This window comes from Herbaspirillum huttiense (assembly GCF_004367745.1).
GTDB lineage: Bacteria > Pseudomonadota > Gammaproteobacteria > Burkholderiales > Burkholderiaceae_D > Herbaspirillum > Herbaspirillum huttiense.
In genome coordinates, this window is the sequence record NZ_CP037993.1 from 5397938 (window position 1) to 5413439 (window position 15502).

At 63.0% G+C, this 15502-nt stretch carries 17 protein-coding genes; 5 read left to right on the top strand and 12 right to left on the bottom strand.

Features of this window, described 5'->3' with window-relative positions; all coding sequences use genetic code 11:
* Positions 1 to 3 precede the first annotated feature (3 nt).
* The 4 genes from E2K99_RS24080 to E2K99_RS24095 form a co-directional block, all read right to left on the bottom strand.
* Positions 4 to 1053 (bottom strand): bifunctional nicotinamide-nucleotide adenylyltransferase/Nudix hydroxylase, encoded by a 1050-nt coding sequence (locus E2K99_RS24080; protein WP_134223834.1) that lies wholly within the window; start codon positions 1051 to 1053, stop codon positions 4 to 6.
* A gap of 77 nt (positions 1054 to 1130) precedes the next feature.
* The gene (locus E2K99_RS24085; protein ID WP_134223835.1) at positions 1131 to 2828 is read right to left on the bottom strand and encodes an NAD+ synthase; all 1698 of its coding nucleotides are present in this window, start codon (positions 2826 to 2828) and stop codon (positions 1131 to 1133) included.
* 28 nt (positions 2829 to 2856) lie between these two features.
* A complete protein-coding gene (gene pncB, locus E2K99_RS24090; RefSeq protein WP_134223836.1) occupies positions 2857 to 4059 on the bottom strand; it encodes a nicotinate phosphoribosyltransferase in 1203 nt (400 codons plus the stop codon).
* A 31-nt stretch (positions 4060 to 4090) separates the two neighbouring features.
* Positions 4091 to 4954, bottom strand: coding sequence for a cysteine hydrolase family protein (locus tag E2K99_RS24095; protein WP_134223837.1), 864 nt, complete (start codon positions 4952 to 4954; stop codon positions 4091 to 4093).
* 211 nt (positions 4955 to 5165) lie between these two features.
* Between E2K99_RS24095 and E2K99_RS24100 the strand changes: the two genes are divergently transcribed.
* From E2K99_RS24100 to E2K99_RS24115, 4 genes are all read left to right on the top strand, one after another.
* On the top strand, positions 5166 to 5828 hold the full coding sequence (locus tag E2K99_RS24100) for an NUDIX hydrolase (RefSeq protein WP_034333177.1): 663 nt from the start codon (positions 5166 to 5168) through the stop codon (positions 5826 to 5828).
* A 337-nt stretch (positions 5829 to 6165) separates the two neighbouring features.
* Positions 6166 to 6411 carry a hypothetical protein gene (locus tag E2K99_RS24105; protein ID WP_134223838.1) on the top strand — a complete coding sequence of 82 codons (246 nt, stop codon included), beginning with the start codon at positions 6166 to 6168 and terminating at the stop codon, positions 6409 to 6411.
* Entirely contained in the window at positions 6408 to 7529 is a 1122-nt protein-coding gene (locus E2K99_RS24110) for a polymorphic toxin type 15 domain-containing protein (RefSeq protein WP_134223839.1), read from the top strand. The genes E2K99_RS24105 and E2K99_RS24110 overlap by 4 nt, the downstream gene beginning before the upstream one ends.
* Positions 7526 to 8191 (top strand): GAD-like domain-containing protein, encoded by a 666-nt coding sequence (locus E2K99_RS24115; RefSeq protein ID WP_134134137.1) that lies wholly within the window; start codon positions 7526 to 7528, stop codon positions 8189 to 8191. The genes E2K99_RS24110 and E2K99_RS24115 overlap by 4 nt, the downstream gene beginning before the upstream one ends.
* 188 nt (positions 8192 to 8379) lie before the next feature.
* On the opposite strand, the gene E2K99_RS24120 is transcribed toward E2K99_RS24115, so the two are convergent.
* The 7 genes from E2K99_RS24120 to E2K99_RS24150 form a co-directional block, all read right to left on the bottom strand.
* Positions 8380 to 8604 carry a hypothetical protein gene (locus E2K99_RS24120; protein WP_121041128.1) on the bottom strand — a complete coding sequence of 75 codons (225 nt, stop codon included), beginning with the start codon at positions 8602 to 8604 and terminating at the stop codon, positions 8380 to 8382.
* 115 nt (positions 8605 to 8719) lie between these two features.
* Positions 8720 to 8980 (bottom strand): DUF4148 domain-containing protein, encoded by a 261-nt coding sequence (locus tag E2K99_RS24125; RefSeq protein ID WP_034333171.1) that lies wholly within the window; start codon positions 8978 to 8980, stop codon positions 8720 to 8722.
* A 270-nt stretch (positions 8981 to 9250) separates the two neighbouring features.
* Positions 9251 to 9535 carry a hypothetical protein gene (locus E2K99_RS24130; protein WP_134223840.1) on the bottom strand — a complete coding sequence of 95 codons (285 nt, stop codon included), beginning with the start codon at positions 9533 to 9535 and terminating at the stop codon, positions 9251 to 9253.
* Between the two features lie 158 nt (positions 9536 to 9693).
* Complete coding sequence (locus tag E2K99_RS24135; RefSeq protein WP_134223841.1) at positions 9694 to 10662, bottom strand: SphA family protein; 969 nt, start codon at positions 10660 to 10662, stop codon at positions 9694 to 9696.
* Positions 10663 to 10711: 49 nt separating this feature from the next.
* Positions 10712 to 11479, bottom strand: coding sequence for a coniferyl-alcohol dehydrogenase (locus E2K99_RS24140; RefSeq protein ID WP_134223842.1), 768 nt, complete (start codon positions 11477 to 11479; stop codon positions 10712 to 10714).
* Between the two features lie 65 nt (positions 11480 to 11544).
* Entirely contained in the window at positions 11545 to 13014 is a 1470-nt protein-coding gene (locus tag E2K99_RS24145; RefSeq protein ID WP_134223843.1) for a benzaldehyde dehydrogenase, read from the bottom strand.
* 34 nt (positions 13015 to 13048) lie between these two features.
* On the bottom strand, positions 13049 to 13309 hold the full coding sequence (locus E2K99_RS24150; RefSeq protein WP_134223844.1) for a hypothetical protein: 261 nt from the start codon (positions 13307 to 13309) through the stop codon (positions 13049 to 13051).
* Between E2K99_RS24150 and E2K99_RS24155 the strand changes: the two genes are divergently transcribed.
* The gene (locus E2K99_RS24155; protein WP_134223845.1) at positions 13308 to 15167 is read left to right on the top strand and encodes a sigma-54-dependent Fis family transcriptional regulator; all 1860 of its coding nucleotides are present in this window, start codon (positions 13308 to 13310) and stop codon (positions 15165 to 15167) included. The two genes, E2K99_RS24150 and E2K99_RS24155, sit on opposite strands and share 2 nt — an antisense overlap.
* A gap of 47 nt (positions 15168 to 15214) precedes the next feature.
* Here E2K99_RS24155 and E2K99_RS24160 read toward each other — a convergent pair whose 3' ends face one another.
* Entirely contained in the window at positions 15215 to 15496 is a 282-nt protein-coding gene (locus E2K99_RS24160) for a hypothetical protein (RefSeq protein WP_134223846.1), read from the bottom strand.
* Positions 15497 to 15502 lie beyond the last annotated feature (6 nt).

The following is a 15502-nucleotide window of genomic DNA, read 5'->3' on the forward strand; positions in this document are numbered from 1 at the left end:
GTCTCACTCGCTGCCGGTGAGGTTGAGGAAGGTATCGAGGATATGGAAGTGATCATCGAAGAAGCTCGCCTCCATCGCCGCCAGTTGTGCAATCGGTGTCCACACCGCCTGGGCCGCATCATCGGCGGCCTCGACCTCGGGAAGTTGTTCCAGCCGCAGGTCAAAGTAGTAAGCGTGAGTGATGGTGCGGCCGCGCGCACTGCGGTCGGGGTGATCGAAAATCTTGACGTCCACCAGGGCCTCTTCCAGCGTCACATCCAGCACGGCCAGGTTGGTTTCCTCGGCCAGTTCGCGCAGGGCGGCCTGCATCAGGCGCTCGCGCTGGTCCAGGAAACCGCCGGGGATGGCCCACAGCCCGCGCCCCGGAAAGCCCTTGCGCTGTACCAGCAGCACGTGGTCCGCCGCGCGGATCACGGCATCCACTGTCGTGAAGACCGGCGGATAAGGTGCCGCAGCCCAGGCCGCTTGATACTTGCGCAACTGGCGATGTTCTTCCACCAGGGCGGCGTAATGCGGCAGCAGTGACCAGGCGCGCAGGTAGTGGCGCACGCTGGGCGGCACCATCGTGTCGAGAACGTCGAGGCTGACTTCCAGGTCCTCGGCCTCGAACCAGACGTTGCGGATGTCGGTGGCATCGATGTCGCCGGCGCGCGGCAGGGTTTCCAGCTGCCATTGCGGGAAGTGGCGCAGGTAGTAGCTGGAGGCATCCTTGAAGTGGCCGACCAGCAGCACCCTTGCCTGGGGATCGGTCTGGGCCGCGACCAGGCGGCGCACTTCGGCGGACCAGCGGCGGTCGTCGTAGTAATCGCGGGTGGCGACGAAACGCAGGCGTTCACGCTGGCCCGGCGGCATGGCACCGGCGATCATGGCGGCGCGCTCTTCCCAGGTGAAAGGGTTCTTGGTGTTGCGGGCGTGGAAGGCCGAACCCAGCACCACGATCACCGTGGCCGCGCGCTCCAGCGCGTGATGCAGCAGGTGCAGGTGGCCGTTGTGCACGGGCTGGAAGCGGCCGATCACCACGGCGGCATCGTATTGCGGAGTCAGGACGGGCATGCGCTTTCCTTAATTTTTATCAACAGGGTCGAACGGCCGCTCACCTGAATGACGGATGACGGATGACGGCCAGCGCCTCAATAGCGCACTGCGATCGGAATCTGCCTTCCGCTGCCAAAGGCCCGGGCGCGCACCCGGATCACTGGCGGCGACTGGCGGCGCTTGTATTCGTTGCGCGCCACCATGCGGCAGATGCGTTCGACCAGTGCTGCCCCGGTTTCGGTTCCGCTGAGCTGTTCGACTGCGCGGCTTGCCGCAAGGGCTTCATCGGCAGGAAGGCGGCTGCCTTCGATGTGCCACTTGAGAATCTCGTCGAGCACCTCGTAAGGCGGCAGGCTGTCGGTATCGCGCTGGTCCGGGGCCAGTTCGGCCGAGGGAGCCTTGTCGATGATGGCCGCGGGGATGATCTCGCGGCCGGCCTGCGCATTGAGGTGGCGCGCCAGGGCATAAACTTCGGTCTTGTAGAGATCGCCGATCAGGCCCAGGCCACCGTTGGTATCGCCATACAGGGTGCAGTAGCCGACCGAGATCTCGCTCTTGTTGCCGGTGGTCAGCAGGAGCGCGTCATAGCCGTTGGAATACTCCATGAGGATGGCACCGCGCACGCGGGCCTGCAGGTTTTCCAGCGGCAGCCCGCGCAGGGGTGCGCCGAAGGCCTTGGCAAAACCGTCCTCGAACTCGCGCACCAGATCGGAAATGGGATGGCGGAACAGCGTCACGCCCAGCGCCTGGCACAGCGTTTCGGAATCATCGACCGAACCGGTGCTGGAGAACATCGACGGCATGGTCACCGCCACCACGTTCTGCGCACCCAGCGCCTCCACGGCCAGCGCGATGGTGAGCGCCGAATCGATGCCACCGGAACAACCGACCACCACCTTGCCGAAGCCGCAACGTCGCGCATAGTCGCGCAGGCCCAGCAGGATCTGGCGGCGCTGGAATTCGGGCGTGGCCAGGGTCTGGTCTGCGCGGACCGGTTCGCCCACACCGTCGCTGCGCAGGAAGCGTCCGCTCTCGAAGGCGATGACCTGGAAATCCTCGGCCAGGCGCGCCGCCTCGAAGGCCAGTCCCTGCAGCGGCGACATGGCGAAGGAGCCGCCGTCATACACCAGCTGGTCCTGCCCGCCGACCTGGTTGACGTAGAGCAGCGCCATCTGGCGGCGCAGGCAGGCGGCCTGGAACAGGGCGTGGCGCTGGCTGCGCTTGCCCACATCCGACGGACTGGCATTGATGGAGACCACCAGTTGCGCATCGGCCTGGGCCAGCTTCTCGAAGGGATTGACGCGATAGCTGCGCAGGTCGTCGTTCCAGCCATCCTCGCAGATCAGGAAGCCGACCCGCATGCCCTTGACCGGCAACACACAGGCCGTCTCCGGACCCGCCTCGAAATGGCGGCCATCATCGAAGACGCCATACACCGGCAGCAACTGCTTGTGATACTCGGCCACGATCACACCCTCGCGCACCGCCAGCAGGGCATTGAAGAGCGGCTTGCCGGGGCCGGGATTGCGGCGCGGCGCGCCGATCACGGCAGTCAGTCCGGGCAGGCTGCGGGTGGCGTCGATGACCGATTGCAAAGTTTGCTCGGCCTGCGCCAGGAAGCGTGCTTCTTCCAGCAAATCGCCGGGGTAGTAGCCGCAGACCGAGAGTTCTGGAAAGACCACCAGGTCGGCACCGGCCCGGGCGGCGCGCTGCAGGGCATCGAGGTGAAGCGCCAGGTTGCCGGTGAAGTCACCGATGGTGGGATTGCATTGGGCGATGGCGATGCGAAGCATGATGCATCCTTTCTGCCGCCGCAGCGGCTCAGGCAGGGGTGGCCGGCGCAGCGATGCCGAACAGCTGGCGCAGGTAGGCCAGGAAAGTTTCATCCTTGCACAAAGTCTTGCCCGGCGAATCGGACAGCTTGGCCACGGCCTGGCCATTGCAGGACGACAGCTTCATGACGATGTTCAGCGGCGCGATGCCGGTGTCGTTGCTGAGGTTGGTGCCGATGCCGAAACCGGTCATGGCACGGTCGGAAAAATGACGGTACAGGCGCAGCGCCTGCGGCAGGTCCAGTCCATCGGAGAACACCAGGCGCTTGGTGTTGGCATCCAGGCGCAGCTTGCGATAGTGCGCCAGCGCCTTCTCGCCCCATTCGAAGGGATCACCGGAGTCGTGCCGCAGGCCATCGAAGAGCTTGGCGAAATACAGGTCGAAGTCGGCCAGGAAGGCATCCATGCCGACCACGTCGGTCAGGGCCACGCCGAGGTCGCCGCGGTATTCCTGCACCCAGTCTTCCAGTGCGGCCTTCTGGAAATCACGCAGCCGCACGCCGAAAGATTGGTAGGACTGCAGGTATTCGTGGGCCATGGTGCCGATGGGCACCAGTTGATACTTCTTCGCTAGCCAGACGTTGGAGGTTCCCTTGAAATATTGCGGAACCTCGCGCGCCAGCGTGGCCACCACTTCCTCCTGCCACGCTCCGCTGTAGCGGCGGCGCACGCCGAAGTCGAAGAACTCGAAGGGATGGCGGCCTGGCGCTTCAGCGGCGAAGGCGTGCAGGAGTGCGAGCTTGTCCTGCAGGCGGCGGCGCGCTTCTGCCCCGGCCGCTGGCGTGCCGATCCGGCGGAAATAGAGTTCGTTGACGATGTAGAGCACGAAGATTTCGAAGCCCATCACATGCACCTGCGGACCGCGCGCCACGATGCACAGGCGCTCGCCCTCGGTGCTGACCTCGATGAACTTGCGCTGGAAGCGGAACAGCGCGAGGAAATCGATGAAGTCGCTCTTCATGTAGCGCAACTGCGCCAGATAGGCCAGTTCATCACTGCTGAAGCGCAGGCTGCACAGGTGATCCAGCTCGCGCTCCACCTCTTCTTTCAATTCGGCCAGCGGGAATTGCGGCTGGTTGCGGCACACGAAGGTGTATTCAGCCTGGGCACCCGGATGGCTGTGCAGCAGCGCCTGCCACATGGTGAATTTGTAGAGATCGGTTTCCAGCAGACTGCGAACGACGGGTGCCATGATGGGGCACTCCTTTCAGACGTTGATGGGGTCAGGCGTTGGCTTGCAGTTCCTGCAGCACCTGCTCCGAAGTGGCCAGGCGCACGCCAGCCTGTGACATGGCCGCCAGGAAGTCCCGGTACTGCGCCTCGAAGCCGGCCACCGGACTCATGCAATCGGTCACCAGCACCAGCCGGGCACGGCCGGCGGCGTCGAGGTTGGCGGCGATGTGCTCGGTGGTGGCGCGCACGCAGTGGCTGCCCGCCTCGCCGGTGATGTAGACGGTATCGGCCTGCGCCAGGGTGGCGATGAAGCCACGGTTGAGCTGGGTGGCGGGATCATCGTCATCCGGCACTTCGGCCATCACTGCGGAATAGTGCTCGGTCCAAGGGTTGCTGCCCTTGCCCAGCTTGGTGACCACGCCCAGCGTGCGTTCTTCCCAGCGGTTGTAGGCGGCGCGCACATCGGCGTGGACCGCCCCGCCCCAGCTGCCGATCTCGCAGTGCACCGGCCAGACCATGAGGCGATAGCGTCCGGCGGTTTCCAGGGCATCGAGATAGGCCAGTGCGCGCGGCAATGCTTGCGGATCGCGTGGCAGGTAAGTGCCGGCACGGACCTGCGCGGCCTCGACCTGGGTGAAAGGCGTGACCGCCGCACCATCGGCTTGCTGCCAGAAGGTGGGATGGGCGATGTCCAGCCTGTGGTGGGCGTCGAGAGTGATGCTGATGGCCGACAGGCCGGTACCGCCCTGGTCGATCAGACGCGCCACGCGTTGCAGGTCGGCATGGCTGCCCGCCACCGGCAGCGCTGGTTGCAGTATCCCGCCGGTAGCCGGGTCCACCGGCAGCCAGTCCGTCGGCAGGTCGCAGAAATCGTTTTGCGGATCGATCACGAGGAGATGCAGGGAGCGCTTCATGGTGTCCACCTTTCGGAGTGCGTCGGGTTACGGTAAGGCCAGTGTAGACCACTTAATTTAATTTTGCAACTAACAGAGATTTCGTGAATTTACTAGATTGGCGCTTTAAATATGGCTTGCAGGTCATCCGTGATTCGAATCGCAACAAATAGATTCACAATGACACTAAGTACCTTTAGACTTCCCGGACTTGGACAAGGCGAGGAGAAAAATGGATCCGGTGATCTGCACAGTGGATGTGGCGTTGCTCACGCTCACGGCCGAGGGGCTGGAAGTGGCGCTGCTCAAGCGCGAACATGCGCCCTTCAAGGGGGTGGCGGCGCTGCCCGGCGGCTACATTCATGCGCGCACTGACGTCGATGCGCGCGATGCCGCGCGCCGCGTGCTGCTGGACAAGACCGGCATCGCCGCGCCCTATCTGGAACAACTGGCCACCTTCTCCGGTGCGGCGCGTGATCCGCGCGGCTGGTCGATCTCGATTGCGTATTACGCGCTGGTACCGGCCAGCACCATCGCCCAGGCCGAGCGAGACGAGGTCCGCCTGCACAGCGTGGACCGCCTGCCGCCGCTGCCCTTCGACCATGGCGACATCATCGGCACCGCCGTCTCGCGCCTGCGCAGCAAGAGCCAGTATTCGTCGCTGCCCTGCCATCTGCTGGGCGATGTCTTTACCTTGCCGCAGTTGCAGCGGGTCTACGAAGTGCTGATGGGCGAGAGCATCAACAAGGTGAGTTTCCGCCGCAAGATGACCGAGATGGACATGCTCGATCCGGTGGACGGACAGTTCGAGAGCGGGGCGCATCGTCCGGCGCAGCTGTATCGCCTGAAGCCTGCCTTTCGTGAAGAGTTGCAGTTGCTGGAGCGCGGGCTTTGAGGATGGCCAGCTGCATTGTGATCGGCCAGTACGAAGGAAAGCGGCGCACACCGGATGAACTAGTCATATAACGTTGGGCAGTGACCTTGCTCCTTGGAGGCCCGGGTCCGGTTTCGCGCCGCCCCCGGGCCTTTGTTTCAAGTTGAATCTTTGCCTGGGGTGCCAGCTGATACAGGCTGGGCCAGGACCATTGCCGGGCAGGCTGCCCCTTGGTCGCATCTTCAGCATTTCGTAGCTGCAGCCGTCATCCGGAAGTTGCAAGTTTCCACATGGAAACATTACAATGCGGGCCAGTGTTGCATCAGGGAGGGATACTTGATGAGCACAGGATCTTCGCATGCCCAAAGCATCCCCGGGTCTGGAACAGCGGCTTCCGGACTATCTCTACGCCCGCCTTCTGCGGCGGGCTTTTCCGTATCACCCAGTCTCCCAAAATGAACCGTTAGTCAATCAGCTGGACGCCAGCGAGCGGTTGCGACGCGACTTTGCGCTCGCTCTTGCACGCTTGGCTGATCAGGCCTGGCTTGAATTCAACGACTTGCCCTGCGACCCGGTCGATAAGACGCGGGATGCAGTGTCATGACGACCAAAGGCGTCATCCTCGAACAGGCTGACAGGTCGTTCACGCACATCGAGCCTCACGGTGGCGGCGCCAACGCAGCCATCAAGGCAGAGACTGCGGCCGAGAAAACGTTTTGGCAGAAGTCGAGTCCTTGGGTGCACGGCTTGCTGGGCGTGGCCAGTTTCGTTCCAGGCTTGTCGGTCATCACGGGTGCGATTGATGCGGCCATCTATACCGCCGAGGGCGACTACGTTGAAGCGGGGATCGCTGCGGCGAGCATGATCCCGGGTGGCAAGGTGGTCACCAGCGTTGGCAAGGTCGCCAAACGCGCAGTTGGTATGGCAAAGGGTGCAGGAACGGCATCCCGGGTTGGCAAAGGTGCGCATGAGGCAGAAGAACTCGCCAAAGCAGCCAAGTCGGCAAAGGAAACAGAGGAAGCTTCCAGAGCTGCCCGCGAAGCCAAGCTCGCCAGAGAAACTGCACCTGGGCCCCCAAAGCCCAAGGACCCAAAGAAGGATGTCACCGTCAAGGCCCGACCGTTTAAAGTGCCTTGCTTCCATCCCTATGACAAGAAACAATTCATGCGGATGAGCAAGGAGGAACAGAAGGCGTTTCTGAAAGAAATGGCGGAGCAACTTAGACGTCAAGAGGAGGCGATCAATAGTCTGACAGCTAGCGAATACGCGATGGCCAGGGATGCGTTTAAGAAAATGAAGCGCAATCCGGCAGCCAGCGCGGCGCAAGAAAGCCATCGGAAAGGACTCCTTGAACAAATGTCGCAGAGTATTGGCAACAGCCTGCGTGACGACGGCATGCACCCAACCGAAGCGAAAACAAGGGCCGGAACTCGTGCAAAAGAATTGATGGAGAAATTAGCCGCTTTACATGAGCCAGACATGGTCGCCGGAGGTTGGATGCAACACAAGACTGCGAATATTGGCCGCGCTGACGTGAACAAGTCAATTGGAGCAAGCTGGAACCAGGCTTACACGCCGCCTGGAAGTCGGAATTCAGGGCAGAAGCCGCTGACTAGGGTGCAGGAGATGGATCGAGAAGCCCAGCATGCGATTGATAACGGTCGTGGAAATCAAAAAATGAATGTCAAATTGGAGCCTTGCCGTGGCAAAGGAATGAGATGAGAGACGAAGACTTTGAGCATTTTATTAGTAACTTTGGCGAGGCTACCAAGAGCTCGCCGGTTCCCCCTGCAAGCCTTGAAAAATGGCGCGGCAAGCTGCCCGATCAGTTATTGAAATACTGGGAGCAAGAAGGATGGTGCGAATATTCGAATGGCCTCTTTTGTACAGTTGACCCCGATGGCTACGAAGACCTCGTTGATGAGTGGCTAGCCGACACAGGATTGGATGAAATTGATGCGTTCCGCGTAATTGCAAGGACTGCATTTGGCAAGCTCTATCTGTGTGGTGAGAAGACCGGATGCAGCGCCACGATTCATTGTGTGCTCAATATGGTCACTGCTGTCCAGAATGAATTGAAAACAAAAACTAAGGAACGCCAGGATTCTTCCGTCCGTTCGCTCTTTTTGTTCAGTGAGCGGACCAATCTTGACATGGACGATGAGAACGGCCAGCCGCTCTTCGAACGCGCCAGAGCCAAACTAGGTCCGCTTGAGCCGCACGAAATCTATGGATTCGAGCCCGCTATCGTATTGGGAGGAAAAATTCGCCTCGAAAATGTAGTCAAGGTGAATGCCAATGTGCACCTGACGATTCTCCGGCAGTTCGCAGAGCCAGAATTGCCATTCGCGGGGATCGATATTGAAAAGTTGCTCGATTCTTGAATATGGAGCCCTTCGTCAATGCGGCCGCCTCCGCATTGGGACGAATCACACTGAGCGAATGTCCAGGAGCCATCCATTCACAACGGCCCTCAGCCCCCACACCGTTCCCGGCATCGGCGCCAAAAACCAAAGCGGCGCACCCACAGTGGGTGCGCCGCTTTTTTCATGTCGAAATTCTTGAGCCAGGCTCAGGCACAGCAATTGCCGCCGGAATCGGCACAGCGTTCACGGCGCTGCAATTCACGGCGGTGGCGCACGCGCTGCGAAACGCGGTAGACGGCGCGCTGGGTCAGCATCATGGACAGGGTGCTCAAGCTGAACTCGGCGGCAATGAGCAAACCGACCAGAGCGGCAAATTGCAGGTAGATCCGTGGATACACGGAAAGACTACGCGAGAACAGTTGATGCAGCATGATGAATTCCTCTTTCTTGTTTTACGTGCCGGGGCTTCTGCTTCACATCAGTGACGATGCAGCGAACCGCGATGCGTGGCCGGTCATGCCGGTCCACGCATCGGATCACCCTGCATCAGGCACCAGCGTAGGTCGAATCAGCAACGCTGCCGGCGGTTTGCACGGCGCTCTTGGCAGCAGCGTTGCTGACGGCCGGGAACACCGAGTCAGGCTGGTTGGCGATGCCTTGTGCCTGGGCGCGGGCCAGGTCGGCCTTCACGGCAGCGCGGGTGGTGTGCGAGACGAAAGGCTTGTCAACCGGGTATTGGGCTTCAGCGAAAGCGACGGACGAAGCGGACAGGGCCAGGACGGCGGCGATAATGGTCTTTGCGGACATGATGTTTCTCCTTGAATACGTTAAGTGGACTTCAGCAGGGTTGCTTACAGTTCAGTGATGCAGGTAGCCGGGATGTCGTTCGGCTCACACCATTCACTCTCTAGAACCGCATCGTTTCTTGCGTTGCGATGTCGTTCATCGATGGACTGAAGTCTACGGAAGAGCGCTCAGGAGAAAAACCACGCTGGAAAGAATTGAGTGTTCCGGGTTCTGGAACAATCGCCATTGCCTATCGAGCCGATAGTCCGAAAGTGATACAAAGCCGCGCCATCAGGTCCACTGGCGCTGGTTCGCGCGCAGGGGCTGGGTGTATTCCTCGTGCTGGACCTGCTTCGCTACCGGACGCGCAGGGCCGGTCTCGGCACGCACGCGCACCTCGGGCGCGCAGGTCTGCGAGGACATCTGCAGCGCAGGCTGCAGCTGGCGCGGCGGACGGACCACCGGCGGCAAACGTCCACCCGCGAGCGTTTTACGCAAGCGCTTGCGCATCGGATCGTCAGTTTGCTCAAGCTGGCGGGCAGGCTGGCCGGTTCTGGATTGGTCGGTAGCTGGCATGATTCGGTTCTCCCATCTTGTCGCGGGCACCTTGGGTGCCTTCATTGTCGGGGAGCAGTATCACGCCGGAGGACCGGGCGGTTAAGCGGACAACGGCTCTGCCTGCTGTAGGAAAGCAGGCAGAGCCGCAGCTGACGACAGCGCCAAATGCGCCCGGATCAGAAGTGATGGTCGTAGCGGATCTGGAACTTGCTGTTCTCGGCCCGGTTGCGCACGGCAAATTCCTGGTACACGTTGAAGAACAGCAGGTCGCGCTCGGACAATCTCACCATGGCCGCCGGCCCCAGTCCGACCACGCGCTCGCGCCGCCCGCCCACATCGCTGCCGTTGACCTTGGTATCGGTGATCTGCTGCAGCCAGTAGCCGGCCGCGCCGATGGTCAGCGCCGGATTGAGCACGTACTCGGCGGAGAAGTTGGCATGCACCGCCTGCCCCGCCTGCGTGGAGCTGACGTTGTTGCCGAAAGCCGCATTGGGCGAGTTGTTGCGGGCATTCCAGAGATAGTGCAGGCGCCAGCTGAAACTCAGGTTCTGGCTGGCCCACAGCGTGCCGGCCCAATAGGGATCGAAGGACCAGGTATTGCTGCCCGGATTGACGGTGGCATTGCGGTCATAGGCCCCGGTCGGCAGGATGAACTGCAGTTCGAACCGCTGCGAATAAAGCGGCCCTTGCGCCCCCATGACGGGATCGTACTGCACAGACACGCCGGCGCTGATGTCGCCAATGCCGGTATTGCCGCGAAGGATGGCATTGTTGGCACCATCGTCCACCTTGGCATTGGCCACCCACGGCACCAGCACCTGGAAGCCCAGTTGCTTGTTGCCGAATTTGGCCCCCGGTGGCACGTAGATGAACTGGCTGATGGGGGCGAACACGCTGATGTCCTGGGTGGCAGGAAATCCCAGCCGGTTGCCGTTGTTGTCCACCAGTTTGGTGGCCTTGGTGTAGGTGAGGTATTCGACGAAGTATAAGCCGGGACCGCCGGGCAGCGGTGCGCCGTCGAAGAAACTGGTCCCGCCCATGTTGACGGCGGGCTGGTCGTAGGCGCTGGCCAGCGCGGGCAGCAGGCTCAGGCTCAGTGCCAGCCGCGCCGCGCGCCGGCGGGCGGGCTGTCGGTGCTCTCTCATGGTGTCTCCTTGTATTGTTATCGGATGGGTCGCTTGCCGTGCGTCGGATTCAGAGATAGGTCGAGGCCAGTCCGCCATCGACCGGCAGGTTCACGCCATTGATCCAGCGGCTGCCGTCATCGCACAGCCAGACGATGGCTGCAGCGATCTCGTCCGGATAGGCCGGACGCTTCATGCGATGGGCATCCTTCTGCACGCGGTCCTGCCCGAGCATGGTCACGAAATCGCCCAGGATGGGCGTGAGCACCGGGCCCGGCGCCACGCTGTTCATGCGGATCGAATGCTTCAGGAACCAGGGCTGGGCCTGGGCCATGCTCCAGACGATGAGCGCTTCCTTGAAATACTGGTAGCAGCGCTCCTGCGGCACCGGATGCTGCGCCAGCCACTCGGCCCCGGCCGCAAAACCGGCGGTGTGCGCCAGCGCCTTGTGCTGGTCCAGCCGCTGCGGCCATTCGGCACCGAGGATGGAAGCCACGTTGACGATGGCGCTGCCCGGCGGCATGCGGCAAATCAGCAGCTCGGTGAGATGGCGCAAGCCGAGATAGTTCACGCGTGCAACCAAGTCCGCCGGGGCCGTGCCGGGCACACCGGCGATGTTGCACAGGCCATCGATCTTCTCGGGCAATTGCGCGGCGGCGTCATGGATGGCATCGGCGGTGGAGAGATCGGCCTGCACGAAACCCTCCACGCTGATGATCGGTGCATTGCGATCCACCCCGATCACGCGGGCACCCTGGACCCGCAGCAGCCGGGCGGTCTCGGCACCGATGCCGGAAGAAACGCCGGTGACGACGATGGTCTTGTCTTGCAGTGTCATGCTGGTCTCCTTGAATAATGATTTATATCGTTTGGTTTTTTTACAGCGGCACGCATGCGATGGAGTCAGAAGGGATACGGCGTGGCCTGCTCCTTGACGGTGATCCATTTCCATTGCGTGTACTCTTCCCAGTCGGCCGGCCCGCCCACGCTGGTGCCGTTGCCGGCGATGCCGGGACCACCGAAGGGGTTCACGCATTCGTCATTGACGGTCTGGTCATTGACGTGGACCATGCCCTGGCGCAAGCGCCCCGCCACCCGCATGGCGCGGGCCAGCGAACCGGAGATCACGCCGGCGGCCAGTCCGCCCTGGTTCTGGTTGGCCAGGGTGATGGCTTCTTCCTCGGAATCCACCGTGATGACGCTGGCCACCGGACCAAAGATTTCTTCATCAAATACGCGCATGCCGGGCCGCACGCCGGACAGCACCGTCGGCTGATAGAACAAACCTTCATAGGAGCCTCCAGCCAGCAAGCGTGCGCCGGCCGCCACGCTGTCCTGCACCAGCCCGTGCACGCGCTGCAGCTGGCGCGCATCGATCAGCGGGCCCAGCGCCACCTGGCCGCTGGCCCCATCGCCCACGGGCAGGTGACGCGCCTTGTCCACCAGGCGCTCCAGCAGACCCGCTGCCTGCGAGGCATGGACCAGGATGCGATTGGCTGCCATGCAGATCTGCCCCTGATGCAGCCACGCGCCCCAGGCCGCGTTGCTGGCGGCGACGTCGAGGTCGGCATCGTCGAGGATCACCAGCGCATTGGCCCCGCCCAGTTCCAGCGAGACCTTCTTGAGATGGCGTCCGGCCAGCTCGCCGATGCGGCGGCCCACGTCGGGCGAACCGGTGAAAGCGATCATCGGCACCTGCGGTGCCGTCACCAGCGCCTCGCCTGCCTCCGCGCCACCGGGCAGCACATGCAGCAGACCGGCCGGCAAACCCGCTTCCTCAAAGATGCGCGCCAGCATGAAGCCGCCGGACACGGGCGTGCGCACATCCGGCTTGACCACCACCGCATTGCCCGCCGCCAGCGCCGGCGCCACCGTGCGCAAGGTCAGGATCAGCGGGAAATTGAAAGGCGAGATCACCCCGATCACGCCCAGTGGCGCACGTCTGGCGATGCTCAGGCGACCCGGCGCGCTGGGCAGCAACTGTCCCTGTGCCTGCAGCGGCATGCCGGCCGCGAGGTGGCACAGGGTGATGGCTTCGCGCACCTCGTGTTCGCCCTTGAAGAGCACGCCGCCGGTCTCGCGCGCCACCATGCGCGCCAGCTCATCGAAGTGCTGCTGGAACAGGTTGCCGGCGCGACGGAAGATCTCGGCACGCTCACGCGGCGGCACCGCCACCCATTCGGCCTGAGCGGCCACGGCGGCCTGGACGGAGATGGCCACGTCATCCGCGCCGGCCAGGCCGACCTCGGTCAGCGGTGCGCCGGTGGCCGGTTCGATGACGGTGGTGCCGTGTGCGGTTTCTTCCCAGCGGCCACGGAACAGGTGGCGTTGCCAGCGGGCAGGATCGAGCAAGGGGGTGGATGGGGCGGACATGCAGGTCTCCTTGGTAATGGCCGGTGAATCCGGATCAGCAGCCATTCTGCAAAGCCTGTGCCACCGCGCTGCGCGCCATCCCATGCGGCTTCGCAGCAAGCTCATCCATCCGCGACGGGGACGGCCAGAGCAGGTTTTCGGGAGAGATTTTTGCTGCGATGGAGCAGAGTTCTTGATGCAGTGCAGCTTGCGCATTTGCGCAAATTCGCCAACCATCAGCCCACTGAATTTCATCATTTGATGAACCGGGCCCGCGCCCGTCCCGCTTGTCCCTTTCCGCCAGGAGTTCGCCCATGCCGCCATCCCAGCGTATTTCCCTTGCCGAGATGGTACGCAGCCAGGGCAGCGCCGCCGCCCCGGTGCAGCTGAGTTCGGCCAGCACCGACCGCTGGAGCGTGGATGCCCATCCGACCCTGGCGGACCTGAGCGAATGCCTGTTCTTCTCGCCCGGCGACGGCCGCATCTGGCTCAATGACCAGCGCATGCTGCTCATCCACAGCCGCAGCATGGGGACGCTGCGGCGCGAGCTGATCGACAATCTCGGCATCGACAAGGCGCGCGGCCTGCTGACCCGCGCCGGCTACATCTCCGGCGCACGCGATGCGCAGCTGGTGCGCGAACGCTGGCCCGAGGCCGATCCCTCCACCATCCTCATGGCCGGCACCCGGCTGCATACGCTGGAGGGGGTGGTCAAGGTAATCCCGGTCAGCTTCAGCTATGACCCCGACAGTGGCCGCTACGAGGGCGAATTCCTGTGGCACAACTCCAGCGAAGCCGATGAACACCTGGCCGCCTACGGCGTCGCCACCGCGCCCTCGTGCTGGCAGCAGATCGGCTATGCCATCGGTTATGTCAGCACGCTGCTGGGACATCTGGTGATCTTCCGCGAAGTGGAATGCCGCGCCATGGGCACGCCGCATTGCCGCGTGATCGGCAAATCGGCCGAACTGTGGAGCGATGCCGAAGACGACCTGCGCTACCTCAATGCCCAGGACTTCGTCGGCAGCGGCATGCTGGCCACCGATGGCGAAGCCGCCGCCAGCCACGGCGGGCTCAGCGCCGAAGCGGCGGAAGCCATGGAGGCTGATCTGACGCGCGCGCTGGTAGGCACTTCCTCGGCCTTCAACGCCGCCTGCCATCTGCTGAACCGGGTGGCACCGACGGATGCGACGGTACTCTTCACGGGCGAGTCGGGCGTGGGCAAGGAGCGCTTTGCACGCATGCTGCACCAGATCGGCCGGCGCGAACGCCAGCCCTTCGTGGCCATCAATTGCGCCGCCATTCCCGAGACGCTGATCGAGACAGAACTGTTTGGCGTCGAACGCGGTGCCTATACCGGGGCCACGCAATCCCGCGCGGGCCGCTTCGAACTGGCCGACGGCGGTACGCTGTTCCTTGATGAAGTGGGAACCTTGAGCCTGGTGGCGCAAGGCAAGCTGCTGCGGGTGCTGCAGGAGGGTGAATTCGAACGCGTCGGTTCGACCCGTCCGCTCAAGGTCAAGGTACGGGTGGTGGCCGCGACCAATGAGGATCTGGCGGTGGCGGTACGGGAGGGGCGCTTCCGGCAGGACCTGTTCTTCCGCCTCAACGTGTTCCCGATCCACCTGCCTCCGCTGCGCGAGCGGCGCGACGACATTCCGCTGTTGATGAATCACTTCCTCAAGTTCTACGGGCAACGCCACGGGATTGCGGTACGCGGGTTCACGCAGCGTGCGGTGCAGGCGCTGCTCAACTACAGCTTCCCCGGCAACATCCGCGAGTTGCAGAACCTGATCGAGCGCGGCGTGATCCTGGCGCAGGGGCATCCGCTGGATTTGCCGCATATGTTCATCAGCGGTGAGACGCTCAATGACGAGGTGCTGTCGCTGGCCCTGCAGGGCGAAGGGGAAGGCGAGACCGGCACGCTCGCCGGGCGGCAGGGCGAGCGCAGGAAGGAAACTTCACATCAGCCTGAAGGCAGCCTGCTGGAGACGGTGCAGCAATGGCGCGGCGGCCGCAAGGAGGAAGGCGGCGCGCTCTCCCTGCCCGCGCTGGAGCAGACCCTGATCGCCGAGGCCATCGAACGGGCCGGCGGCAACCTGTCGGCGGCGGCACGCCTGCTTGGCATCACGCGGGCGCAGCTGGCGTACCGGCAACAGAAGCGGGAAAGTTAGGGAATGTGCGGGCATCTCCTGGCAGGCAGGAGACGAGACGAAGAGCGTCAGGCGACGTTCTTGTAGGGACTGGGACGGTCGGCCTCGTCGGCCACGATCTGCATCTCGCCGATGCGGTTGCGCAGTTCTTCCCAGGGATGAATGGGCAGGTCCTTGTCGTGATGTTCGGATTGCCTGCGCGCGGACAGATCTTCCACATCCTGCATCACGCGGTCCTGCCAGCGGTGTTCCAGCGCGATGAACAATGCAATGGCTGCCACCAACCCGACCGAACAGATGGCCAGGGCGGCGTAGATGGCGTATTGCATGATGGTATCGAACCAGCCCATGTCCTC

Coding starts and splice junctions, on each gene's coding strand:
- E2K99_RS24080 (WP_134223834.1), bottom strand. CDS start 1,053: ATGCCCGTCCTGACTCCGCAATACGATGCCGCCGTGGTGATCGGCCGC.
- E2K99_RS24085 (WP_134223835.1), bottom strand. CDS start 2,828: ATGCTTCGCATCGCCATCGCCCAATGCAATCCCACCATCGGTGACTTC.
- pncB (WP_134223836.1), bottom strand. CDS start 4,059: ATGGCACCCGTCGTTCGCAGTCTGCTGGAAACCGATCTCTACAAATTC.
- E2K99_RS24095 (WP_134223837.1), bottom strand. CDS start 4,954: ATGAAGCGCTCCCTGCATCTCCTCGTGATCGATCCGCAAAACGATTTC.
- E2K99_RS24100 (WP_034333177.1), top strand. CDS start 5,166: ATGGATCCGGTGATCTGCACAGTGGATGTGGCGTTGCTCACGCTCACG.
- E2K99_RS24105 (WP_134223838.1), top strand. CDS start 6,166: ATGCCCAAAGCATCCCCGGGTCTGGAACAGCGGCTTCCGGACTATCTC.
- E2K99_RS24110 (WP_134223839.1), top strand. CDS start 6,408: ATGACGACCAAAGGCGTCATCCTCGAACAGGCTGACAGGTCGTTCACG.
- E2K99_RS24115 (WP_134134137.1), top strand. CDS start 7,526: ATGAGAGACGAAGACTTTGAGCATTTTATTAGTAACTTTGGCGAGGCT.
- E2K99_RS24120 (WP_121041128.1), bottom strand. CDS start 8,604: ATGCTGCATCAACTGTTCTCGCGTAGTCTTTCCGTGTATCCACGGATC.
- E2K99_RS24125 (WP_034333171.1), bottom strand. CDS start 8,980: ATGTCCGCAAAGACCATTATCGCCGCCGTCCTGGCCCTGTCCGCTTCG.
- E2K99_RS24130 (WP_134223840.1), bottom strand. CDS start 9,535: ATGCCAGCTACCGACCAATCCAGAACCGGCCAGCCTGCCCGCCAGCTT.
- E2K99_RS24135 (WP_134223841.1), bottom strand. CDS start 10,662: ATGAGAGAGCACCGACAGCCCGCCCGCCGGCGCGCGGCGCGGCTGGCA.
- E2K99_RS24140 (WP_134223842.1), bottom strand. CDS start 11,479: ATGACACTGCAAGACAAGACCATCGTCGTCACCGGCGTTTCTTCCGGC.
- E2K99_RS24145 (WP_134223843.1), bottom strand. CDS start 13,014: ATGTCCGCCCCATCCACCCCCTTGCTCGATCCTGCCCGCTGGCAACGC.
- E2K99_RS24155 (WP_134223845.1), top strand. CDS start 13,308: ATGCCGCCATCCCAGCGTATTTCCCTTGCCGAGATGGTACGCAGCCAG.
- E2K99_RS24150 (WP_134223844.1), bottom strand. CDS start 13,309: ATGGGCGAACTCCTGGCGGAAAGGGACAAGCGGGACGGGCGCGGGCCC.
- E2K99_RS24160 (WP_134223846.1), bottom strand. CDS start 15,496: ATGGGCTGGTTCGATACCATCATGCAATACGCCATCTACGCCGCCCTG.